This is a genomic window from Aromatoleum anaerobium, assembly GCF_012910705.2.
Taxonomy (GTDB): Bacteria; Pseudomonadota; Gammaproteobacteria; order Burkholderiales; family Rhodocyclaceae; genus Aromatoleum; species Aromatoleum anaerobium.
The window spans coordinates 218,201-241,476 of the sequence record NZ_WTVG02000036.1 but is presented as its reverse complement, the minus strand read 5'-3'; the positions used below and the strand labels follow the sequence as shown (position 1 = coordinate 241,476).

20 protein-coding genes and 1 tRNA gene are annotated in these 23,276 nt (G+C 66.1%); 9 read left to right on the top strand and 12 right to left on the bottom strand.

Annotation, left to right across the window (positions count from 1 at the left end):
* Positions 1 to 126: 126 nt before the first annotated feature.
* On the top strand, positions 127 to 552 hold the full coding sequence (locus GO606_RS05620) for an acyl-CoA thioesterase (protein ID WP_011236286.1): 426 nt from the start codon (positions 127 to 129) through the stop codon (positions 550 to 552).
* Positions 553 to 575: 23 nt separating this feature from the next.
* On the opposite strand, the gene GO606_RS05615 is transcribed toward GO606_RS05620, so the two are convergent.
* Genes GO606_RS05615 through GO606_RS05595 form a run of 5 tightly spaced genes read right to left on the bottom strand, consistent with a single transcriptional unit; the run spans position 576 to position 5,635 of the window.
* Positions 576 to 1,373, bottom strand: coding sequence for a Mut7-C RNAse domain-containing protein (locus GO606_RS05615; RefSeq protein WP_169117822.1), 798 nt, complete (start codon positions 1,371 to 1,373; stop codon positions 576 to 578).
* A 51-nt stretch (positions 1,374 to 1,424) separates the two neighbouring features.
* On the bottom strand, positions 1,425 to 1,943 hold the full coding sequence (locus GO606_RS05610) for a DUF2946 family protein (protein WP_169117823.1): 519 nt from the start codon (positions 1,941 to 1,943) through the stop codon (positions 1,425 to 1,427).
* Between the two features lie 7 nt (positions 1,944 to 1,950).
* Positions 1,951 to 4,128 (bottom strand): malate synthase G, encoded by a 2,178-nt coding sequence (locus GO606_RS05605; RefSeq protein ID WP_169117824.1) that lies wholly within the window; start codon positions 4,126 to 4,128, stop codon positions 1,951 to 1,953.
* A gap of 12 nt (positions 4,129 to 4,140) precedes the next feature.
* Positions 4,141 to 4,917 (bottom strand): sulfite exporter TauE/SafE family protein, encoded by a 777-nt coding sequence (locus GO606_RS05600; protein ID WP_169117825.1) that lies wholly within the window; start codon positions 4,915 to 4,917, stop codon positions 4,141 to 4,143.
* 10 nt (positions 4,918 to 4,927) lie between these two features.
* The gene (locus GO606_RS05595) at positions 4,928 to 5,635 is read right to left on the bottom strand and encodes a haloacid dehalogenase type II (RefSeq protein ID WP_169117826.1); all 708 of its coding nucleotides are present in this window, start codon (positions 5,633 to 5,635) and stop codon (positions 4,928 to 4,930) included.
* Between the two features lie 174 nt (positions 5,636 to 5,809).
* Between GO606_RS05595 and GO606_RS05590 the strand changes: the two genes are divergently transcribed.
* The 6 genes from GO606_RS05590 to GO606_RS05565 all read left to right on the top strand — a co-directional run bounded on the left by GO606_RS05590 (position 5,810) and on the right by GO606_RS05565 (position 11,189).
* Positions 5,810 to 6,709: a LysR family transcriptional regulator gene (locus tag GO606_RS05590; protein ID WP_169117827.1), complete on the top strand. Its 900-nt coding sequence runs from the start codon at positions 5,810 to 5,812 to the stop codon at positions 6,707 to 6,709.
* A gap of 124 nt (positions 6,710 to 6,833) precedes the next feature.
* Positions 6,834 to 6,909, top strand: a tRNA-Thr gene (locus GO606_RS05585).
* Positions 6,910 to 7,338: 429 nt separating this feature from the next.
* A complete protein-coding gene (locus GO606_RS05580; RefSeq protein ID WP_169117828.1) occupies positions 7,339 to 7,836 on the top strand; it encodes a hypothetical protein in 498 nt (165 codons plus the stop codon).
* 445 nt (positions 7,837 to 8,281) lie between these two features.
* A complete protein-coding gene (locus tag GO606_RS05575) occupies positions 8,282 to 8,890 on the top strand; it encodes a reverse transcriptase domain-containing protein (protein WP_169200636.1) in 609 nt (202 codons plus the stop codon).
* A 142-nt stretch (positions 8,891 to 9,032) separates the two neighbouring features.
* The gene (locus GO606_RS05570; protein WP_246979205.1) at positions 9,033 to 10,253 is read left to right on the top strand and encodes an IS110 family RNA-guided transposase; all 1,221 of its coding nucleotides are present in this window, start codon (positions 9,033 to 9,035) and stop codon (positions 10,251 to 10,253) included.
* Between the two features lie 90 nt (positions 10,254 to 10,343).
* Positions 10,344 to 11,189 (top strand): reverse transcriptase domain-containing protein, encoded by an 846-nt coding sequence (locus tag GO606_RS05565; protein ID WP_246979390.1) that lies wholly within the window; start codon positions 10,344 to 10,346, stop codon positions 11,187 to 11,189.
* Between the two features lie 157 nt (positions 11,190 to 11,346).
* Here GO606_RS05565 and GO606_RS05560 read toward each other — a convergent pair whose 3' ends face one another.
* Genes GO606_RS05560 through GO606_RS05535 form a run of 6 tightly spaced genes read right to left on the bottom strand, consistent with a single transcriptional unit; the run spans position 11,347 to position 22,096 of the window.
* Positions 11,347 to 11,715: a hypothetical protein gene (locus GO606_RS05560; protein WP_169119749.1), complete on the bottom strand. Its 369-nt coding sequence runs from the start codon at positions 11,713 to 11,715 to the stop codon at positions 11,347 to 11,349.
* A 2-nt stretch (positions 11,716 to 11,717) separates the two neighbouring features.
* Positions 11,718 to 20,096 (bottom strand): ADP-ribosyltransferase-containing protein, encoded by an 8,379-nt coding sequence (locus GO606_RS05555; RefSeq protein WP_169119750.1) that lies wholly within the window; start codon positions 20,094 to 20,096, stop codon positions 11,718 to 11,720.
* A gap of 8 nt (positions 20,097 to 20,104) precedes the next feature.
* A complete protein-coding gene (locus GO606_RS05550) occupies positions 20,105 to 21,325 on the bottom strand; it encodes a hypothetical protein (protein ID WP_169119751.1) in 1,221 nt (406 codons plus the stop codon).
* The gene (locus GO606_RS05545; RefSeq protein ID WP_169119752.1) at positions 21,312 to 21,497 is read right to left on the bottom strand and encodes a hypothetical protein; all 186 of its coding nucleotides are present in this window, start codon (positions 21,495 to 21,497) and stop codon (positions 21,312 to 21,314) included. Before GO606_RS05545 ends, GO606_RS05550 begins: the two co-directional genes overlap by 14 nt.
* 3 nt (positions 21,498 to 21,500) lie before the next feature.
* Entirely contained in the window at positions 21,501 to 21,875 is a 375-nt protein-coding gene (locus GO606_RS05540) for a hypothetical protein (protein WP_169119753.1), read from the bottom strand.
* A complete protein-coding gene (locus tag GO606_RS05535) occupies positions 21,872 to 22,096 on the bottom strand; it encodes a helix-turn-helix transcriptional regulator (RefSeq protein WP_169119754.1) in 225 nt (74 codons plus the stop codon). The genes GO606_RS05540 and GO606_RS05535 overlap by 4 nt, the downstream gene beginning before the upstream one ends.
* Positions 22,097 to 22,333: 237 nt before the next feature.
* Between GO606_RS05535 and GO606_RS05530 the strand changes: the two genes are divergently transcribed.
* On the top strand, positions 22,334 to 22,516 hold the full coding sequence (locus GO606_RS05530) for a type II toxin-antitoxin system HicA family toxin (protein ID WP_169119755.1): 183 nt from the start codon (positions 22,334 to 22,336) through the stop codon (positions 22,514 to 22,516).
* A 12-nt stretch (positions 22,517 to 22,528) separates the two neighbouring features.
* Entirely contained in the window at positions 22,529 to 22,939 is a 411-nt protein-coding gene (locus GO606_RS05525) for a type II toxin-antitoxin system HicB family antitoxin (protein ID WP_169119756.1), read from the top strand.
* Between the two features lie 47 nt (positions 22,940 to 22,986).
* Here GO606_RS05525 and GO606_RS05520 read toward each other — a convergent pair whose 3' ends face one another.
* On the bottom strand, positions 22,987 to 23,265 hold the full coding sequence (locus GO606_RS05520) for a MerR family transcriptional regulator (protein ID WP_169119757.1): 279 nt from the start codon (positions 23,263 to 23,265) through the stop codon (positions 22,987 to 22,989).
* Positions 23,266 to 23,276: the final 11 nt, after the last annotated feature.

Sequence of the window (23,276 nt, the reverse complement as noted above, 5' to 3'; positions counted from 1 at the left end):
ATTCTAGCGGCACCGCGCGACGGGTCGCACCGCGGCAGCGCTGCGATTGCCCGGTATTGCCGACACCCGCCCGAACGCCCTATCGTTGCGGCTCGATGACAACGGCGACAGCAGAAGGAGACGGCAATGACGATGGTCGAAACGGCGCGCGGCACGGTGCATGAATGGCAACGGGATCACATGGGACATATCAACATCCGCGCCTACATGGAGTTCCACGATGCGGCGAGCTGGCAGTTCTACGCGATGCTCGGGCTGTCCGCGTCGCTGTTGCGCAGCGGCGCGGTGAATCTGGCGATGGTGCAGCAGAACATCAGCTACCAGAAGGAACTGTATCCGGGTGACACGGTATTCGTGCGGAGCGGGGTGCTCGAAATGCGGGAAAAGGTGGTGCGCTTCCGCCATGAAATCGTCAATACCGAAACCGGTGAAGTCTGCTCGACGTCGGACTGCACCGTCGTGTGCCTGAATCCGGTGACGCGCCGCTCGCAGCCGTTCCCGCCGGAGGTCGCGCTGCATGCCGAGGAGTTCAGGTTGCCGATGGTGCAATAGGGCGTCGGGGAGCGGGGCGAGGTTCATGATGAGCCCGCACCCGGGTCTGGCGCAGCGGAGGCTTCCGGCTGGAGCGGCGGGTAGCGGGCGAGAAGTTCATCGACGATGGCTCGCATCCGGCGCCAGTGCGATCCTTCCCAGAAAACGCGGCGGCACACGTCGCAGGTGCTGAAGCGCGTGTGGCTCGCGCGCACTCCCGGCGGCAGGCGGTCTTCGACCTGCGTCTTGTCGATCGGCCGCAGCGGAGCGTTGCAGTCGAGGCACAGCGTGAAAGGCTTCGCGCTGCCGGCGAGGTCGAGCCGGTCGAAGATCTCGTGCACCTGCTGCGCCGGCTTGAGCGCCCGCACATAGCAGCCGTGCGTCAGCGTGCGGCGCTTGAGCAGTTCGCGGTCGCGCGTCAGCACGATGCGGGCGTCGCGCGCGGCGATGATCTCGATTTCGCCGTCGTCGAAGTGGTTGTCGTAGAGCGTGTCGAAGCCGGTCATCCGCAGCAGATGGGCGAGTCCGCCGAGATGCGCGTCGGCGACGAAGCGCATCACCCGCAGCGGGTGGCGCCGCACGCGCAGCAACGGCGTGATGTCGAGCGATTCGAACTTCGGATACACCGCGACGCGGTCGCCATCACGCAACAGGCGCCCGAAATCGACCGATTCGCCGTTGACGAGCACCAACTCGACTTCGGTGTGCGGCACGCCGAGCGCCTCGACCATGTGCTTGACGGTCGCAGCGCGCGCGCACGGCGCGTCGAACTCGCGCCGGCGTCGTGCCGGGGCGAGGAAGTCGTTCAGCTCCTCATAGAATCGAAATGTCGCCGTCACCATCGATGTGCTCCCGCGTTGCGCGCCGGAGGGAGACCGGGAAAAACCGTGCGTTCATGGCTCCGGATGGGGCTGGAACGCGAAACGCGCGGCGACCTCCGCATGCCTGATCGGCTGCAGCGGCAAGCCGTACCACACCACTCCCGAGCCGCCGCCCATGACTTCGACGAAGGCAGCGTCGCTCGCCGGCCCGCCGTCGTCGGCCCGGCACTGCCCGACGAACGCGGAAAGATCCCGGTCGTCGAGCAGCCCGACACCCTGCGACGTATGCAGCAGCACGTTGCCGTCCTCGTCGAGGTACGCGGCAATGACCGGGCCCGTCGCCGCGCCAGTGTGCGCCGTGAGGCTGCCGTCGACGTCGAGCCGCAGCACCAGAGGCGTGTAATCCAGCGTCACGAAGACCCGTTGCGGCCCGTTCTGGACGAACCAGTTGCCGTCCCCGTCCGAGCGGTAATTCGCGTTCAGAAAGCCGTTCAGCCCGGCATGCGTGACCGGCTCTCCTTTGAGCCGCCAGCCGCCGCGCCGGTCGAGCGATAGCCATCCGTGGACGGCGGGCACTCCGGGCCAGCGCACCTCAGCGTCAGCCGCGCGCTTTCGCGACCTGGCGCCAGCGGTGCAGCAGCGGTTCGGTGTAGCCGCTCGGCTGAGCGCAGCCCTTGAACACGAGGTCCTTCGCCGCCTGGAACGCGACCGACTGGTCGAAATCCGGGGCCATCGGGCGGTACAGCGGATCGCCCGCATTCTGCTGGTCGACGACCGCCGCCATGCGCTTCATCGTCTCGAGCACCTGGGCTTCGTTGGTGACACCGTGGCGCAGCCAGTTCGCGATGTGCTGGCTCGAGATGCGCAGCGTCGCGCGGTCTTCCATCAGGCCGATGTTGTTGATGTCCGGCACTTTCGAGCAGCCGACGCCCTGGTCGATCCAGCGCACGACGTAGCCGAGGATGCCCTGGGCGTTGTTGTCGAGCTCCTGCTGGATCTCGGCGGCGCTCCAGTTCGGGTTCGCGGCGACCGGCACGGTCAGCAGGTTGTTCATCAGCGTCTCGCGCTCGGCGTCGAGGCTGATCTTTTCCATCTCCTGCTGCACCGCCTTGACGTCGACCTGGTGGTAGTGCAGCGCGTGCAGCACCGCGGCGGTCGGCGACGGCACCCACGCGGTGGTCGCGCCGGCCTTCGGATGGCCGATCTTCTGCTTGAGCATCTCCGCCATCAGGTCCGGCATCGCCCACATGCCCTTGCCGATCTGGGCCTTGCCGCGCAAGCCGCAGTCGAGGCCGATCAGCACGTTTTGCCGCTCGTACGCCTGGATCCAGGCGGAAGTCTTCATGTCGCCCTTGCGGATCATCGGGCCCGCTTCCATCGCGGTGTGCATCTCGTCGCCGGTGCGGTCGAGGAAGCCGGTGTTGATGAATGCGACGCGCGACTCGGCGGTCTTGATGCAGGCGGCGAGGTTCACCGAAGTGCGGCGCTCCTCGTCCATGATGCCGATCTTGATCGTGCTCGCCGGCAGCCCGAGGAGCTGCTCGACGCGGCCGAACAGTTCGCTGGCGAACGCGACTTCGGCCGGACCGTGCATCTTCGGCTTGACGATATAGACGCTGCCGGTGCGCGAATTGCCGCGGCGGGTGCGGTCGTGCAGCGCGATCAGCGTCGTCACGACGCCGTCCATGATGCCTTCGGGAATCTCGGCGCCGTCGGCGAGCAGGATCGCCGGGTTGGTCATCAGGTGGCCGACGTTGCGGATGAACAGCAGCGAGCGGCCGTGCAGGCGCAGCGCCGAACAGTCGGGCGCGGTGTATTCGCGGTCGGCGTTCATGTGCCGTTCGACCAGCTTGCCGCCCTTGTCGAACGTTTCGACCAGCGTGCCGTTCATCAGACCGAGCCAGTTGCGGTAGGCGACGACCTTGTCCTCGGCGTCGACCGCGGCGACCGAGTCCTCGCAGTCCATGATCGTCGACACCGCGGCTTCGACGACGACGTCCTTGATGCCGGCCGCATCGGTCTTGCCGATCGGGTGGTTGCGGTCGATCTGGATTTCGAGGTGCAGGCCGTGGTTCTTCAGCAGCACGGCTGACGGCGCGTCGGCCTGACCCAGGAAGCCGGCGAATTTCGCGGCATCGGCGAGGCCGGTCTGGGCGCCGTCGGTGAGCGTGACGACGAGCTTGCCGCCGGCGACGGCGTAGGAGGCGGCCTGGTCGTGTCCGCCCTGCGCGAGCGGTGCGGCCTGGTTCAGCACGTCGCGCGCAAAAGCGATCACGCGCGCGCCGCGCACCGGGTTGAAGCTCGCGCCGATCTCGGCGCCGCCGTCCGAAGGAATCGCATCGGTGCCGTACAGCGCGTCGTACAGGCTGCCCCAGCGCGCGTTCGCGGCATTGAGCGCATAGCGCGCGTTCATGATCGGCACGACGAGCTGCGGGCCGGCCTGTTCACCGATCTCGACGTCGACGTTCGCGGTGCTGACCTTGAACGGCGCCGGCACCGGCTGCAGGTAGCCGATCGACTCGAGGAAGGCGCGGTACGCCGGCATGTCCTGGATCGGACCCGGATGCGCGCGGTGCCAGGTGTCGATCTCGGCCTGCAGGCGGTCGCGTTCGGCGAGCAGCGCGCGGTTCTTGACCGCGAGCTCGTTGGCCAGTTCGCTGAAGCCTTTCCAGAACGCCGCCGCGTCGAGGCCGGTGCCGGGCAGGGCTTCGGTTTCGATGAAGCGCTGCAGCGCCGCGTCCACCTGGAGCTGATTACATTGGATTCGTTCGGTCATGATGTCTCGCCTTTATTGCAGGTACGTCGTGTAGAAATAGTAGACGGTCAGCGAAGTGCCTACCGTGATGATGAAGCGCCGCAACCACGCGGCGGGAACCTTGCGGGCGCCGACCGCGCCCCAGTAACCGCCCAGCGCGGCGGTCGTCAGCATGACGAGCGTGTGCGGCCAGCTCACCGCGCCGGCGATGACGAAGGTCACGACGGCGACGCTGTAGATCACTGCCGACAGCCAGTTCTTCAGCGCATTGATGTCGTGGATGTCGCGGTGGCCCTGGATCGCCAGCGCCGCAATCATCACGATGCCCATGCCGGCGCCGAAGAACCCGCCGTAGATTGACACCGCGAACTGGAACAGCAGGCCGCTCGGCGTTGCGTGCGAGGGGCCGGTTGCGGCCGGCCCGCGCAGCCGCGCGAGGAGGCCCGAAATCCGCCCGCTGCCGGCGAACATCACCGTCGCGATCAGCAGCAGCCACGGAATCAGCATCGAGAACGTGTCGTCGCGCGTCGACAGCAGCAGCAGGCCGCCGGCGATGCCGCCAACGAACGCGACGGCCGTGAGCGCCGGCAGGCCCTTGCCGAAGCGCGCCAGTTCGCCGCGATACGCGTAGGCGCTCGACACGCTCGCCGGCCACAGTGCGACCGCGTTGCTGGCGTTCGCGATCACCGGCGGCACGCCGATCGCGAGCAGCGCCGGGAACGAGAAGAACGTCCCGCCGCCGGCGACCGCGTTCATCGCCCCGGCCATCGCCGCGGCGACGCCGATGACGAGGAGTTCGGTTGGGGTCATGGGCGGAGGGTCATGCGCGGGGCGCGCCGACAAGGCGCGGGCGGACGAAGTCGACCACATCGGTGAGCCGCTGGCCGATCGCCGACGGCGTCACGTCGAGTGCTTCGAGAGGCTGGCCCGAGCGGTTGATCCAGAAGGTCGTATAGCCGAACCAGGTCGCGCCGGCCGCGTCCCAGCCGTTCGACGAGACGAACAGGATGTCGCGCGCTGCGCAGCCGAAAGCGTCGGGCCCGAGCTGATATGCGGCGTCGGCCGTCTTGTACTGGCGCACCGTGTCCACCGACAGCACGTGATCGAACAGCCCGTTCATGCCGGCGCTCTTGATCGCGACATCGAGCATCCGCGGCGTGCCGTTCGACAGCACGGCCAGCGGCACGCCGAGCTCGCGCAAAGTCTTCAGCGCGCCGAGGTTTTCGGGGAAGGGCGACAGGCACGCATACTGGTTCATCAACTGGCGATGCTGCGCGTCGTTCATGCCGAGGCCGAGTCGGCTGGCCGAAAACCGCAGCGCGTCGTCCGTCACTTCGAGGAACGGTTTGTAGCGGTCCGACAGGGTGCGCAGGAACGAGTATTCGATCTGCTTCAGCCGCCACATCGCGGTCAGCGCTTCACCGTGGCCGGGAAACAGCTGCTCGGCGAGTGCGCCCACGGAGTAGACGTCGAAGAGGGTGCCGTAGGCGTCGAAAGCGATTGCGCGGATCTGGTCAGGATGTTTCATCGTCGTTGGAATTCCGGTTCGTGCGCCTTGGCGACCGGCAACCCTGCCGCTCGCAGCCGTCCCGATTGTCGGGGCAGCGTCTCCTCCACCCCCAGGTCGAAGAGGAGTGTATTGGTATCATGTGCGCGATAGAAGATGTGCATCAGTCAATTTATCTGTTACTTTCAGTACAAAATGGACACGTTCAAACAGGTCGAGAGTTTCGTCAATATTGCCAGCCGCGGCAGCCTTTCGGCCGCGGCGCGGGCGGAGGGCGTCACCCCGGCCATCATCGGACGGCGTCTGGACGCGCTGGAACAGCGCCTGGGGGTCAAGCTGCTGACGCGCACGACCCGCAGCATCGCGCTGACGTTCGAAGGCGCCGCGTTCCTCGAGGATTGCCAGCGCATCCTGCACGATCTGGCAAATGCCGAAGCGTCGGTCAGCCTCGGCGGAGTCAAGGCCAGCGGGCACATCCGGGTGTCGGCGCCGGCCGGCTTCGGCCGCATCCACGTCGCACCGCTGATGCGCGATTTCCTCGAAATGAACCCGGACGTGTCATGCATGCTGGATCTCAGCGACCGCGTCGTCGACCTCGTCAACGAAGGCATCGACTGCGCGATCCGCATCGGCGAGCTTCCCGATTCGAGCCTGGTGTCGATCCGGCTCGCCGAGAACCGCCGCGTCGTCGTCGCGAGCCCGGCCTATCTTGCACGCTTCGGCACGCCGGCGGTGCCGCAGGATCTCTCCGGCCACAAGTGCCTGTCGCTCGGCCAGCAGCGAGGCTGGCTGTTCCGCGACGAGGACGGGGAGACGATCACGCTCAAGGTCGGCGGCCGGTTTGAATGCAACGACGGCGCGGTGCTGCACGAGTGGGCACTTGCCGGTCACGGGCTCGCATGGCGCTCGCTGTGGGAGGTCGACGCCGACCTGTGCGCCGGGCGTCTGGTGTCTGTGCTGGACACGTTCGCCGCGCCGACCACGGGCATCTACGCCGTCTTTCCGCAGCGCAAGCATCTCGCGCTGCGCGTCCGGCTCTTCATCGATCACCTGAAAAATCACTACGGCCGCCCGGACTACTGGCGACAGGCCTGAGAGGGGCCGTCGACGGAGAGGCAGCCGCTCTGCCTGCAACGCGTTTTACCGCGGACGAGGACAGCCATTTCATGCAACGCAACAGTTGAACCCTGCGCCGACCTGATGTATATTTCGCCGCCTTGCTGCTGTAGCTCAGTCGGTAGAGCAACTGATTCGTAATCAGTAGGTCACCAGTTCGATTCCGGTCAGCAGCACCAATAAAATCAAGGGCTTGCAGCGATGCAAGCCCTTGTTGTTTTCCGGTGGGCTAGCACCGGGCTAGCATTACGGCCGAAACAGCCGTTGCGGGAGCGCGCGGTATGGGCGTCAGCCTGTCAGTTGCAACAGCGATTGCAGGGGGTGAAACTCTTGCGCATACTCGCACTCGAACTATGAGCCGCCCGACGTAGCGGCTTTTGTCTACACAAGAGGAACCTCGGGAGCGCCATCATGAAGCGCAATTTGATCACCCGCGAGACGGTTGTAAAGGCCAACGAGGCGATGGTCCGTAGCTCATCGAGCGGTGGCCTTGTTGCCTCGGGTGTCACACGTGCGGCCGTACCCTCTGCTAAGACGAAGCTTAGTAGTACGGAGATCAATAAGGCCTATGCGGCAGCCAAGAAGTGCCTAGCTGCGGCGTGATGTAGATGGCCAACGGCTACAACCATATATTCGACAAGCTTGTACAGGATGATGGGGACTTCGTCGGGATGGTGGCCTACACCGTCTACAAGCGCCAAAAGGTCGAGTGGCTGAAGAGGTTCGAACAGGACCATTTCCGGATCCCAAATGACGACGAAGTTGAAGCTGGGTTCTCCCGTTTCAGCAATATGCAGTCCCAGCTTGATGGGTATCGCGAGCAGGCACTAGACCTTCTCGACAACTTTCTGGATTTTGCGCTCGCAGAACAGATCGAGGAGGCGCGGAACGAGATCCGCGACGACGCCATCGTAAAGGCAGTCAAGACGCCATTCTGGACCGGAGTAGGTCATAACCTGGCAGCAGGCTTCGCCGCTTCGTTTATCACCCTCGCGGGTGCCGGCCTCGTCTGGGTGGCTTCGAAGGGACCGGAGAACCTGTTTCGTGAAGCACTGCAAAATTACCTGAACGGATCGGCCCGAGAGACCGGGCCGCCTTCGCAGTAAGCCGAGACCGTTGTAGTAAGTAACAGACAGAAGGCCCGCCGCTTCTCGGCGGGCCTTCTTTTTCCGGTGCGCCCAGCATGGGCGCACTCTTGCGGGTGCAAGTCCCGCCGTAAGTTGATCACAGCGAACGAAGTGAAGCGCAACTGCATGAGGGCGACCGAGTGTGGGAAGGAAGCGTGGATCGAAGCTGCGAGCCGATGGACAAGAATCGGATAAAAGGCGCTGCCGAGCAGGGCGAGCGGGCCGAAAACCGCGAAGCTCTCGTGATCAAGGCGAAGTGGCGTAGATCCGGCGGTTGTGCAGCGAAGGAGTGCGTTCTTACCTGGGGAGATCTCGCCTTGTGGCTGAAAGGCCGACGGTGACAAGCCGGAGCGAGAAGTCAGCAGAGGCCGTATTAGCTGCCGGTACGGGGCGAAGGGCCGAACGAGTAGGAGGGCCGAAGGCCATGTCGCTCGGAAGTGCAGTGCATCAGAAGCCCGGGCAACCGGGGCGCAACGCGGGAGGGCGAGGTGAAGCCAGACCCGAAGCGATGCGTGATGAAGCACGTCCGGCGCGGCATGAAACCGAAGGCTCAGGGCGAGACGACCTGCTCGCGCAGGCGCTCGCGAGAGAGAACATGGTGCTGGCGTGGAAACGCGTCAAAGCCAATCGCGGCAGTGCCGGGGTGGATGGGTTGTCGATTGCCGAGACGGCGGCGTACCTGAAGACGCACTGGCCCCGGCTTCGGGAAGCGTTACTGGACGGCAGTTACCGGCCTCAAGCCGTGCGGCGCGTCCAGATCCCGAAGCCCGGTGGCGGGGTGCGTGAGTTGGGGATACCGACGGTGACGGATCGGCTGATTCAACAAGCCCTGCTACAGGTCCTGCAGCCGAAGATTGATCCAACGTTCTCCGAACACAGCTACGGCTTCCGGCCATACCGCCGAGCGCATGACGCAGTGCTAACGGTGATTGCGATGGCCGCCACCCCTGATGATGAAAGAGAATTCGGGGTGGAAGGAGGCGGGAAGAGGTCGCGCAATTTTTTGGCGGCTCGACCCCGCAAGCTAACGTGACCCGCCGAACTGACTCGTACCCCGGATTGCTTCCATAGAGAGCGCACGTTAAACAGGCCGTCGGCGACTTGTCGCCTTCAGGCACTTTCAGTTCTGGCACCCGCCCCCTTCCACTGTTGAGTGTAATTCGACGGGAGATGGCATGGAACTGGTAGCGCTACACAAACGAGTCATCGGACTGGATGTGCATCAGGCGCAAATTACGGCCTGCGCGATCCTCGAAGAGGCCGACGGCACGACGCGTATCGAACAGCGGCAATTCGGTGCGTTCAAACGCGATCGGCGCGCACTGGCCGACTGGGCGGCATCGCTTGCTCCCGATCAGGTGGTGATGGAGAGCACGGGCATCTACTGGAAGAGCCCGTATGCCGCACTGGAAGCGGTGGGCATCCGTGGGCAAGTGGTCAATGCCCGGCACGTCAAGAATGTTCCCGGACGCAAGACCGATGTCGGCGATGCGCAATGGTTGGCGACGCTCTCGCGTGCCGGATTGCTGCGCGGTTCGTTCGTGCCGCCGGCACGGCTGCGTGAGTTGCGTCTGATTTCGCGGCAGCGGCAGAAACTGGTGGGTCTGCTGGCCTCCGAGAAGAACCGCCTGCACAAGGTGCTGACCGACGGCGGCATCCGCCTGGGCGTGGTGGTGAGCGATCTGCATGGTCAGTCGGCACGCGCCATGGTCAAGGCCATCATCGAAGGGCACTCGCCGAACGAGGTGCTGAAGTTCGCCAGTCGGCGACTCAAGGCCAGTCGCGAGGAAATCTTCGATGCCTTGCAGGGGGAACTGACCGACAGCCATCGCTTCGTGCTCGATGAACTGATGCACCATGTCGAGGAGATCGAGGCGCGCATTGCGCGCTTCGATGCGCGACTTCTGGATGGACTGCAGGACGAACGAAACGCGCTCGCCTTGCTGCAAACCCTGCCCGGCGTCGATCTGATCGGCGCAGCCATGCTGCTGGTGGAAATTGGCACCGATATGGAGGCATTCGGCTGCGCGGATCGGCTGACGTCCTGGGTCGGCATCTGCCCGGGCAACAATGAGTCGGCGGGCAAGCGCAAATCCGGACGCGTTCGCAAGGGCAACCTCTATGTCCGACGCCTGCTCTGCGAGTTCGCTCATGCCGCCAGCCGCACCAAATCGGCCTTGCAGTCGAAGTTCCAGTCGCTCATCGTTCGCCGCGGCCACAAACGCGCCATCGTCGCCTTGGCACACAAGATTCTGCGCACCATCTACTTCATGCTCAAACGTGGCGAACACTACCGGGATTCAGCCACCGACTATGAGGCGCTTTCCGTTCAACGCAACGCTCCACGCTGGATCAAGGCGCTGACTCGCTTCGGCTTCATTCGCGCAGCCGCCTGATTCACCCGCCCTTCCACCCCATGACCTTCAGCGGTCAGGCGCGCGCTCGTCTCGGATGTGGGCTCTTTCACGTTAATGGCACAGCGCTATGTGCAGGACGGCTACCGGATGGTGGTCGATGTGGATCTGGAGAAATTTTTCGACCGGGTCAATCACGACATCCTGATGGATCGGCTATCGAGGCGAGTCTCGGACCGCGCCGTGCTGCGGCTGATCCGTCGCTACCTCGTGGCCGGCATCATGGATGGCGGGGTGGTTACGCAGCGGTATGAGGGCACGCCGCAAGGCGGTCCGCTATCGCCGTTGCTGGCCAACGTGCTGCTCGACGAGGTGGATCGGGAACTGGAAAAGCGTGGCCATCGGTTCGTGCGCTATGCCGACGACTGCAACGTGTATGTGCGCAGTCGCCGCGCGGGCGAGCGGGTGCTTGATGGACTACGTCGGCTCCACTTGAAGGTCAACGAAGCCAAGACGGCGGTCGCGCAGGCGACCGGTCGCAAGTTTCTGGGCTACGAGCTGTGGCGCAGTGCGGGTGATCGAATCAAATGCGCCGTCGCAAGAAAGGCTTTGGAAACCTTCAAGCAACGCATCCGAGAAATGACGCGACGCTCGGGCGGGCGCAGCCTGCCGGAGGTCGCCGAACGACTGCGGACTTACATGCCGGGCTGGAAGACATACTTCCAGCTTGCGCAGACGCCCAAGGTGTTCCGCGAACTCGACGAGTGGTTACGTCATCGGCTGCGTGCGCTGCAGCTCAAGCACTGGCGTCGGGGGACAACGATGTATCGGGAGTTGTTGGCGCTGGGCGCCTCGAAGACGGACGCTCAGCGGATCGCCGCAAACAGTCGCCGATGGTGGCATAACAGCCGCCTCGCGCTCAATCGTGTGATGCCGATTGCCTACTTCGACCGGCTCGGCGTACCCCGGCTCTCATGACCTCAACTGCTCGAACCGCCCGGTGCGGACCCGCATGCCGGGTGGTGTGGGAGGGGAACGGTCAGGTACTCTGGCCGCCCCTATCCCGATCGTCCAAGGATAGATTGTGCCGGCTTCCGGAATAGACGGTTCGTTCCTTCAGCCAGCGCACGCCGCGTCAATCGCGCTCGCCGATCGAGAACCGGCCGCTCACCCGTCGCGCCACGCCTCGCGGCGGCGTATGCACGGCCGGCAGCAGCGGGTTGCCGTTCGACCCCTCGCCGAAGCGGTAGCGCCGCGTCTCCTCCTTCGTGCGTGCGGTGCCGCGGTACGTGACGATCTGCTCCTGCACGATGCCGCGCGCGGCCATGCGGCGGAACGCAAAAGCGAGCGGGCGCCACTTCACCCGCAGCGCCTCGGCCGCAGCGAGGGCGCCGACCCACTCCCCTTCATGCGCGACCAGCACCGCCAGTGCCGCGATCTCGACTTGCCGGCGGTACTGGTCAGTGCGACGGCTGCGCAGCTCGGCGGCGGTCTCCGCCTTCATGGTCAGCGCGCGGCAGCCGGTTGCGGCGCGGCGAGCCGTTGCTGGCGCTTCGCATCCTGCTGCTTGAACCGTGCGACAAAGTCGTCATATATCTTCGCTTCCTCGGCTTCCATCGAACGAATCTGCCCGCGCCGGTACGCCAGGCTTTTCGACTCGTCGGCCCGGACCGCGTCGATCGCATCGCGCTTGGCGGCGATGGCTTCGCGGTAACTGTCGACAGCCTTGCCGAGCCCGAGCAGCTCGGCCTGTTCGTGCTGGATCTTCGACTGCAGACTGCGCCGCTGGGCGTGGTCCTCGACCTTCGCGGCGCGGTGGAAGGCGTCCGCCGCGTCCGTCGCTTCCTCGGCGTACTTCCAGAACCGCGCCCGGGTGCCGCGGATGTCGCCGGCCGGCTGCCAGAACTTGCGCACGATCGGGATTTCGCGGCTCTCGACGTCGGCGAGCGGGAGCCCGTCGGCAACGGTGTTCTTCACCAGGGCCGCGCTATCGACGAAGAACCGCCCGGTGCCGCCGGTTGCCGTGCCCCACAGGTAGCGCATGGTCTCGGGGCTCACGTCGAGCCAGCCCTTTTCGACTGCGCTGCCGCCCGTGATCGCGTTCAGCGTCTCGGCGCTGCGGTGCCAGACCGTGCCGACCGTCGCGCGCCACAGCTTGAGGTTGTCCGGGCGGCTCTCGTCGAACTTGCTTTCCGGATAGATCGGCGCACCCAAACCGGTGCGGTTGGCGATCGGCGAAGCGATGATCTGCGCGACGGTCGGCAGCAGGAAGAGCACGTTCTTCTCGTCGCCGTCCGCATCCGCCGCGGCGCCCCACACGCTGAACTCGGAAACGAAGTTCGAGGCGAGGTGCAGCGCGATTTTCGCCGGATCTTCGCCAGCCTGCAGCTCGTGCAGCTTGCGGCCGAGCGTGAAGGCAAAGCCGTAGCCGTACGCGATCGGAATTTTCGCCCAGCCCGTGCCCGTCCAGATCGTGGCGTGGCGCTCCTTGGTGAATTCGCCGAGCTTCTCGTATTCGTCCTCGTCGCCGCCGCCTCGGGTCATGGCCATCAGGTAGCCGAGTCCGACCAACCCGGCGGTCAGCGCCTGCGCCTGATGCTTGTGCTTGCCCTTGAACAGCGCATGCGCGATCGATGCCGAGCCCTGCACCGCCGGGTTGAAGAACAGATACATCGCGCCCAGCATCGGCCCCAGCTCTCCCGTACGGTTGAAGTTCACCGTGCTGTTCTTCGCCAGCGCGGCAGCCTGCGCCCGCGTATGACCCATCTCGACGGCAGTGCGGTACGCGGCCAGGCGCATGCTGTTCTCGCCGGCCTGGTTGAGCTTCTCGACCCAGCCGATGAAAGCGCCGACGGTCTTGCGGCCGGCCACGCGCGCGGCCCGCAGCGGTCCGCCGTGGCGCGCCGTCTCGACGAGGCCGGCGTATTCGTCGTAGGCTGCCTGAACGTCGCGCCCGACGCGCTCGAGGTCGGAGAGGTACGCGGCGCCGGTCGATCCGCCATCGGCGCGGTACTGGCGGATCCAGTTCGACGCGTTGCCGGTGAAGGCGTAGCGCAACAGCTCGCCCATCGCCTTCGGGTAGTTCGCGATGGTGCGCGCGGTGAACACCGCGCCTTCTTCGCCGGTCAGGTTGATCACGCCCGTCGTGAAGTCGCGGATGATGTTCGTCGACAGAAATTCGATGTTCCAGGCCGTATAAGCCTTCGACAACCAGGTGTTGATCATCCGCGCGCCGCGGAAAATCATGTTCATATGCTCGGCGCCCTGCGCGTTCCAGGCGCGGGCGAGCAGCTCATCCTTGAACTGCACGCGCACCGCGTGGCCAGCGACAAATACCTGCGTCTCGCTCGGGTCGAGCACGGGGCTGGGCATCATCACGACGTCCAGGTCGTGGCTCGTGGCGATGTTGAAATCCTTCGCGCTGCGGCCCCGCTTCAGCGCCTCCTGCCCGACGTAGCGCTGTGCATCGGCGAGGTTGTGGAACGTCTCGACGGTGGCGCCGCGGTAGCTCACCGCATAGGCCTTCGCATCGCGCAGCACCTTGCGCCGGACCGGCTGGCCGATGGTGATCAGGTCTTCGTTCGCGGCCTCGATCGCGAGCTGCAGCAGGTGCTGCCCGACGCGGTTTTTCTCGACCTGCAGAATCGCTCGCTCGTGGTCGCGCAGGATGTTCTCGATGATCCATTCGTCGCGCGCTCCGTGGCCCAGCGCGCGCTTGACCTTCTGCTTCACGGTCAGGCCTCGGCCGGTGCCCTGGTTCGCTGCATCCTCCTCGGGGCCGCCTTTCAGCGGTATGTAGTGCTGGTAGGCCGCGGTCCAGGCGTCAGACATCTCCTGCGTGAGGATGCCGGCGTCGAGCAGCAGGCGGCGCGAGTCGTCGGTGACCGCCCGCAGCTCATTGGCCAGGCGTACGAGCTCCGGCCGCTGGCGGTACTGCGCGAGCTTCGCCTGCGCCTCGGCGGTCGTCATGCCGCTGCCGCCGTCGGGCATCTCGCTGTTGAGCTTCGCGATCTGCGCATTGCGCTCCTCGGCGTGCTGCGCGTGGAGAAAGTCGGCGACGTCCGCCATCGTGAAACCGGCCTTGCGAATGGCCTGGATGAGCGGTTGCACGCGAAGGGTGCGGAAGTCCTCGATCTGCGTCGCGGTCCGGCCGTGCATGCGTTCTTCGGCGCGGAACACGTCGGCTTGTTCGGAGAGCGTCACGCCCTGCGCCTTCAGCCAATTCTGGACGACGCTGAAGCGGCCGAGCTTGTCCTGCCAGCGGCGTTGAGTGCGACGGGCGAGCGTCTCCTCGGGCAGCGCCGGACGCGCGGGGTTGTAAGGCTGCCCCTGCTGCCCGACCCGTGGCACATTCGGCTCTGCGCCCTGACCCGCCACCTTCGAGCCCGTACGCCATGCGGGTTCGGCCTCTGACCGGTCGGGGCGCTTCTCGTTCTGGCTGCCGTAGTCGCCGGCGTCTTCGCGCACGATATCCCGCTCGACCGGGTCGAACGCACCGGAATTGCCGGTCGCGCTCTTGATCTGCTCTGGCTTGAACACGGCGAAGATGTCACTGATCTCGGCATAGTCCTTGTGCATCGAATCCTCGGCGTTACGGAAGATCACGCCGTCATGGCCGGCCGCTTTCGCCTTCGCGACCACGGCGCCGAAGCTCTGCTCGCGGTACTCGTCGCCGCGGTAATCGACCACCAGCGGATTCTGCAGCGACAGGTACAGCGGCAGGACATTCGCACCTTTGACCGGATCGGCCAGCGCGTCGCCGGTGTAGCCGGACCATTCGGCAGCTTCGGCCTGCTCGGCTTCGGTCGGCGCCGCGAGCTTCTGCGTGATGAGCCGGCGCAGGTTCTCCGGCAGCACGTCGCTCTTGGCTGCGTTCTTCAGGACCGCCACGCCCAGCGACGGGCGCGACTCGGACAGCATCGCGTAGCCGGACGCGACTTTCGGGCTGGCAGCGAAGAAGAACGCCCGGCGCGCCGAGCCCGCTTTGGTGTTCGCTCCGAGCGCGAGCGGGTCGAAGAACGTCAGGTCGGCTGCGGTGCCGTGATAGACGACGAGCGGCGCGCCGTCGGCATCGACGGCTTTGCTGTCGCCGAACCAGCGCTTGAACGCCGGCGACTGGGTCTGCCGGGTGCGGTAGGCCGGCGCGTCCTCGCGCACGATGTCCGCGTCGAGCGGGTCGAAGGCGCCGGTGTTGCCGATCGCGCTCTTGATCGACGCCGGATCGAAAGTCACGAGCTCGACCGTGCCGTCGTCGAACACCAGCGCGGACGCGTCGTAGCCGGCGGCACGCATGCGGCGCGTGGCTTCATCGACCGTCGCCTGCGAGACACGCGACAGCTTGCGCTTCAGCTCCAGATCGGCCGGGTACGCGTTCGCCGATCGGACGAACACCGGCAGGATGTTCGGCCCGGCGTCGCCCGGCTGTTTGATCTTCGAGTAGCTTTCGGCGATAAAGTCGTCGCTGCTGACGTACGCGCCCCTGCCCAACCAGCCCGCGTCTTTGCGGCGTGGGTGATTGAAGTCGAACGACGCTACGTCGTCGCCGGTCCCGTGGAAGAAGACTCGCGGCTCTCCGGTGTCTGGGTCGAGCGTGACTCGATCCACGCGTCGACTTCCTCGACTGTCCGCGCCTGGTCCAGCGTCGCGGGTGCCGGCGGCGGCAGTGGTCTGCTCGGGTCGTCCGGCTGGGCCATCAGCCATTCCCGGATCTGCTGCGCTGCTGTTGTCGATGTCATGCTGCCAATCTCCGAACCAGTTGATGAATGCCGGGGTGCGGACCTGCACCCACTGCCGATACCCGAGCTTCGTGCGACCTTCGGCACGGGCCTGCTCCCAGGCGGGGCGCGCGCCATGCGCTTCGGCGGTCTGCTCGTGCTCGCTCGCGTACGAGTATGGCTCCGCTTCGGCAACGCGCGCGGCGGGTTTGAAGTTCTGGTCGAGAAAGTCGCCGGAAAACGGGACGCCGGCAGTACGCAGGCTCAGACCGTCGGCCTGGACCACGTCAGTGAAAATGCCTTGGTGCAGCAGATGCCGCAGCGCGTGAGCGTCGCCGTCGGCTGGCAGTACGATGAATCGCGAGCCCCCAGCACCGACCGCGCGAGCGGCACGCCGCACGACCCCTTTGAGCTTCGCAATCCCCACTTTCGAAGTGTCGGTCAGGAGCGCGGCCGGCAGATCCACGATGAGCTGCACTTCGCCGGCGCGGCGCGTGAACGCGAGCGTTGCGTGTCCGCCTTCGATCTGCAGCGCCTTGCCCAGCGTCGCCACGTCCTGCGGCCCGTTCAGCTTCGTCCCGAGCAGCGCGTGTTCCAGTTCCGGTTTTGCGTGGAAATCGACGCCGTTGAGCTCCGGCGCGGCGATCGTCTGCGCGCTGCCGTTGGCGTCGATCGTGGCATATTCGTTGTGGTCGATGACGACGTGACCGCGAAAACCCGGAACCGCGGCGGCGATCGTGCGCGTCAGCCCCAGATCCGCCGATGACGGGGCGGCGCGGCCAGACGGGTGGTTGTGCAGCACGAAATACCCGGCGGCGCCATAGGCCGCGGCGTCGCGCTGAATGTCCAGCGCGATGTTCGGCAAGAAGACCGCAGCGGGCAACCGGCTCGAATAGCCTGCTTCACCGATGATGCGCCCGCTGGCGTCTGTGTAGAAAACGCGGAAAGTTTCGTATCTCGGATCGCGGAAAACCTGTGCGAGCGCGGCAAGATCCGCCGGCGACTCTACGGTTTGACCGACGAGTCGGTTTCCGCCGGCGGTGGCGAAGCCGTCGTAGAGGTTTGATCCAAGTACGCTGATCGCCCCTCGATCAGCAGCACGTCCCCGTTCGGGTAATACGTGATGCTCGAGCCGTCGGAAAAGGTCTGCGAGCGCGCTTCGTCCGGTGTCGAGCTGCTCGTCGGTGCTGCCGGGTCGGGTTTTGCGGTGGTCATACACGGTCTCCGGCGGAGCCAGGTTCTTGAACGCGGACGTAGCGCGGACCTTCTTCGCGAACGCATCGAGGTTCGCGCCGGTGTTGAGCACACGATAGCGCGCCGTGCCGCTTTTGAACGTGACGTAGCCGATGCGCTCGCGCAGTTTCGCGAGGTCCTGTTCCGCATTATCCGCCCATCTCGTCAGCTCCTGCGCCTTCGCCCGCTGGGTCTTCTTCAAGGCCGCGGTCCGGCGCGCCTCGCTCACGCGCTGCACCAGGTCGTGGTACTCGGCGACTGCCGCCGGGTCGCCAGTCCGCTGCTGGGCCTGGTCGATCGCGGTGAGGATTGCGGCACGCCCGTCGGCCCGGCGCGCTGCTGGCTTGCGTGGGGCCGGGGGAGCGACTGGTGCGGGTGCCGCCTCGATGGGCGGAGCCGTTTCGCGCTGCGCCAGCCCCCAGCCGCCGGGCACTTCGACGGGCACCATGTCCAGCTTGCGCTGCTTCGCGCTCGCCGCCGCGAGCCTCGCGGATGCGAAAGGCTGGCCGTTCGCCATCAGCGCCGGTGCGGGTGATGGCGTCGCAGCGGGTGCGGGATCGGCAGCCGGCGCTGGATCGGCAGCCGGCGCAGCGCTCTGCTCGGCCTGGAACTTCCGTGCCAGCGCGATGAACTTCGACGGCTCCCACTTCACGAGCTGGTCGAGGTGTGCACGCAGTTCCTTGTCGCCGAACTTCGGCCCGAGCTTCGCACGCATCGCTGGCCACAGCTCGGTGAAGAGCGCCTGTGCCTCGGCTTTTGCAGCCTTGCGTTGCGCGGCGTCGTCCTTCGCCTGAGCCTTCGCGGCTTTCGCCTGGTCGCGCTTGTGGCTGTCGAGCTCAGCGTTGATGCCGTTCGTGCGGCCCGGGATGTTGAGCGCGCCATGGTCGAGCGCGGGAAGTGCCGCGGGCAGGTTCTCGGGTACCGCAGTGCGCTCCGGCGCCGTCGGGATAGCTTCTTGCGGCACAGTCGGCGGATCGGTGCGCAGGGCCGGCGCCATCGTGCTCGACAGATCGGCCGGCGGTTGGTCGAGCGGCGCGCCCGGTGTCGTGCTGGCCGAGCCGTAGCCCGTGCCGACAGTTGCCGGCGGGACGTCGGGGCGGGTCTCGACGTCGTTCTGTGCCGGCTCGATCTCGAGGTCAGCGTCACGCGGTGCTGCGGAGCGATCGACGACAGCCCAGCCGGTGAGGCGGTGCTCGACAGCGAGGTCAGCGTCGGGATGCCGGCCTTGCAGGATCCGCAGTGCGACCGTGGCGCCGGTTTTGCGCGGGAAGGTTGCGATGGCGTCGGGCGCCTGGTCGGTGAAGATGGCATTGGTCGGGGACCAGCGATGCGCCTTCAGCTGATCGCGCAGGTTCTCGACGGTGACTTCGGTACGCCCTTCGAGCGGCTCGTCGAGCGGCTCGTCGAGGGGGCGGTTTTCAGTTCCGGTCCCTTGATCCGGTGTGCCATCAAGGGGGCTGTGAATCGCCGGGTCCGTTTGGCCCGTGGTCATATCGACGGGTGCGGCGCCGTCAGCGGGCGCGGATGTGGCGCCGTCGACCGTGGTGGTGTTCGGTTCGATCGGTGCGATGCTCGGTTCGATCGGCGCGGTGCTCGGCTCCGTCGGCGCGGCGGCGCGTGCCTGGTCGAGCAGCGTGTTTTGATCGATCGGCGCCGCTTCCTGCCGCCCGGGCGCGCGGGCCGCGTCGTTTTCGAGTCGGGTGACGGCGAGGTCGAGCGGGTCGCCACGCTGCGCAGCATCGGTCTCGCGCTGCCGAAGGAGGGCTTCTTGCTGCGCGGCGGCCGGGTTCAGGGCGGCACGCGCGGCCGCTTCGATGCTCTCGGGCGTGAAGTCCATGCCGGTGGTGGCGTCTTCCAGCGGCGCGCGCAGCTGCGTGGCAACGTTCGCGGTCGTCGCGCCCGCTCCCATGCCGAGCCCGGCGATCATGCCTTGCGCGGCCGCTTCGGGAACGCCCTCAGTCCACGGTCGGTCGGTCGCAAGGTTCGTGAACACCTGCTCCTGCGCCGACTGCGGCAGCTCCTCGACGATGCCTTCCTGTGTCGCGCTTTTGACCACCCTCTTGCCGGCGTCGGCGGCCGTGATGCGCTGGCCCGCGCCGAGTCCGATCGTGCCGGCAGCCGTGTCCGCATCGGGCAGAACCTTCGCCGCCAGCCGGCCAATCGCAGCGGTCCCGACCCCTCCGGCGACGGCGTAGGGCGCCGCCTCGGACCACGTCCGGCCCTCCTGTCGTGCGCCTTCCTGGATCGATCCGGCCGCGGTCGCGCCTTCCGTGGCGCTGCCGACCGTTGCCAGCCGGGCCAGGATCTCCGGGCGCTTAAGAAACTCCCCCGCAGCAGCGGTGCCCGGTGCGATGCCGGCGCGGGCAAGCAGCCCCGTCGCGGCACTGCGCACGGCAGCCGCGGAGCCGAGCATCAACGGTGCGGACTCAACCATCGCCCCGACGGCGGTAGCCGGGTTCTCGATCATCGCACCAGCCGTATCGACGAAGCCGTCAGCGGCCTGCACACGGGCGTTCTCAACCTTGCGCGCGTCGGAGTAGCCCGAGCTGAGGATTTCCTTCGTCCGCTTCGGATCGTAGCCGACGTGCGCCAGCGCATCCCCGGCGGCGTTGCCGGTCAGCAGATCCGCGACGCCGATGACGGCCTCGCCTGCGCCGACCACGCCTTTCGACAGGTCGAGCCCCACGTCGGAGACCCGTTCGAGCGCGCGCCGGCCAAGGCTCTTTTCTTGCGGCGCGATCGGTTGATCAGTGCTCGGCGGTACCGGTGCGGCAGCACGCGACGGCAGCGGCCGCGCGGCGAGGAACTCGGCAATTTCGCTGTCGGTTACGCCGTCCGCGTGCGCACGGTCGAGGTTGAAGCCGTGCTTGGCGGCAAGATGGGCGGCAATCGCGGTGTCTTGTGCGCCGTCGGCGCGGGCCTGCTGTAGGTCGAACATAGGGGGTCTCAGCGGAAGTACCGGTCGAGGTTGTTCGGAGCGGCGACAGGTCCGCCGCGCTGGTCGGTGGCTTGCGGCGCCTGGCCGGGGCGGTTGCCGGTCGTGATGCTCGGCACGTCACCGCTGCCTGCCCCGGCACCTGCACCTGCACCTGCACCCAGCTTCAGGCGAATGTCGCGGCGCAGTTCCTCGACTACCGCCGGATCTTCCAACTGCATTTGCGCGAAGGCGTCGCCGCGTGTTTGTGTCCGGAACACCGCGAGTTGGCGCTCGACTTCGGCGTCGACGGCTTCGGTCGAGGCGCTGCGCCAGTAGCTCGCTTTCTTCACTTCGGGCGGTTGATACGCCGAGCCTTGCGCGGCCTGATCCTGGAGCACGCCGAAGAGGTCCAGTTCTTCCGGCGTGGCCGTGCCGCTTGCGACCTTGCGGGCAAGCGCCGCCCGCGTTGCCTGCTCACGGACCTTCGCGCTGAAACCCGTTGTCGGACTCGAAGCTGCCGCCGATCGGCCCCCCGTGCCCGGCGCCGGTGCCTGGTTGCGCTGATGTGCGAGTGCGTCGGCGGCGCGGGTCTGCGCTTCGTTCTCGCCGATCTCGCTGCGGGTCTTCTGGAGCTTGGCGAGCTGCTCCTGCTCCTCGATCAGGTCGTCGGCACCCAAAACGCCGCCGAGCGCGAACTGCGAGAAATCGCGGATTTTTGCGCCGGTTTCGTCGAGGATCTGATAGCGATTCGCCGGCCGGCCGGTTTCGTCGGTACCAGGCGTCATCCCCAGCTGAACCGTACGGTTGAAGAACTGCGGTCCGCTCAGAATGCGTGCCAATTCGGGCAGATCGCCACGACGGAGCGCGTTGGTGGCGCCAGCTTGCCGGAACGCTTTGGCCTGCTTCATCAGCGGTTCGACTTCTTTTTGCGGAATGCGCCCGGTCTTCAGCCCTCTTTTCAGAATCTCGGCGCCAAGCTGTTCCGGTGTCGCGTCTTCGCCCAGCTCGGCGGCGGTCTCTTGAACAAGCCGCTCGTAGCCGGCAAGTCGCTGCCGCTCGGCTTCTTTCAGTGCGCGGTCTTCGCGCTGGAAGGTCTGATCCTCGCGCGCGATTTCGAGCACACCGTCGCGATATTTCGCTTGATCAGCCTGTTGAGCCTCCTGCAGCCGCAGCTTTTCGGTCGCCTGAATGGCCGTCGTGCCCTGCATCAAGCCTTTGCCGATGCCTCCAAGTAGATCAAGTCCGCCCATGGAAACCTCCTTCGCCGAAGTTGAGTTCCGCCAACCACTCCGCCAGCACTCGGCCCACCAAGGCGCCGGGCATTTCGGGCAACGGTGGCCGGTAAGTGCCGCGCGCCATCGCGTCAATCAGCGTGGCGGCCTGTTCAATGGCAGCTGCAGTGCAGCGCATGTGCGTGGTCATCGGTCAGCGCTCGGCGATGCGGTAGATCGCATCCGCGAGTTCTTCGTTATCGCGAGTCGCCCGGGCGAGCGTCGCAAGGGGTACGTGACCGGCGAAGGCTTCGTCGATCAGGTACTCGACGATGTCAAGCAGGCGCACGAACTGATGCGACATGGGGTGCTTCGTGTAGTCGTCGGGCAGGGTCACAACGCTACCGATGTCGTCCCGGACCTTGACCGGCAGACCACGCTCGGCGAGGTCGATCAGTGCCGGGCGCGTGTCCTCGGCAGCGTCGCCGAGAATGTCGCGCAGGTAACGCGCCTGCTCGAGTGCGAGAAACAGCTCGGCAAAAGGCGGACGATTCGGCTTGGTGGTGGCAGGGGTGGCGACTGTTTTCATTTTGGTGCTCCTGTAAGGGCGGCGCGGGATTGAGCTTTGCCGATCTCGGCGGGCGGGCGGGAGTTAAGCCAGGCGATCAGGGAGGTGCGGCGGAACCTGATCGACCGGGGGCCTGTTTTTACGGGAGGGTCGAGGCGCCCGGCCTCGATGTCGCGATAAATCGATGCCTTTGAGCGGCGTGTGCTTTGCATTACCTCGGACAGGGTCAGGAGGTCATCCATGGCGGTGTGTTCCGGAGTCGTCATACCCGGAAGTCTGCGGGGGTGGAATCTCCAGGGGTGCCCTTATCTGATGCTTCTTAAGGCCTTTTTGAGCTTCGTGAGAAGTCGTGAGACCAGAACGGCATATGCCTGTGAGCTGTTTTCACAAACCGTGAAGCGCGCTCACGAAATCGCGGCGCTGTGCTTGCTCGAGGGTGCCGGGTGCGGTCTGGCGCGGGCGTGTGTATAGTGCGCATCATGAACAGCGCCGCCGTGATCCGTTTGCTGCTCGCCGACGGTTGGCAAGAAGTTGCCGTGAGAGGCAGCCATCACCAGTTCAAACACCCGACCAAGCCGGGGCGGGTGACGGTGACGCACCCGAAGAAGGATTTGCCGCCCGGAACACTGCATTCGATCCTGAAGCAGGCCGGGCTGAAGTAGGAGGGAACACACATGCGCTACCCGATCGCGATCGAACCAGGCGACGACATCCACGCGTGGGGCGTAGTGGTGCCGGATCTGCCAGGGTGCTTCTCAGCCGGCGACACGCTTGACGAGGCCATCGAGCAGGCACGCGAAGCGATCGAGCTGCACATTGACGGGCTGCTCGATGATGGGTGCGACGTTCCTCCCCCGCAGCCGGTGTCAGCCCATCAAGCGCGGCCCGAATTCGTCGGGTGGATCTGGGCGGTTGTGGCGATCGATCCTGCGATGCTCGACGACAAGGTCGAGCGGGTGAACGTCACCCTGCCGCGGCGGGTGCTGTCGCGCCTCGATCGGGCAGCGAAAGCAGCGGGTGAGACACGCTCGGGCTACATCGCGCGCTTGGCCATCGAAGCGCCGCACCGTCGCTGCGTGCAATAGAAAAGCCGGCGCTCGGCCGGCTTTTCGATGTGGTGCGGATCGCGGCGTCAATGCGGCGCGTTCGCCCGGCGGCGTGGATCCTCGCCACGCATCCAGCTGATCACATCGGTCTTCCGATAGTAGATTTTGCCACCACGCTTGATGTAGTCCGGCCCTTCGCCGGACACGCGGAAATTCTGCAGCGTGTTGGTGGCCAGCTCCGTGACGGCCGCAACGGTCGCGGCCGAGTGAATCGATTCCTCCGGCGCGGCCCAGAAGACGAGCTGGGCTTCGGCTTCGCGCGAGAGGGTGACAGGCGCCAGGGCGGGATTGACAGACGGGGTCATGGCAGGCTCCT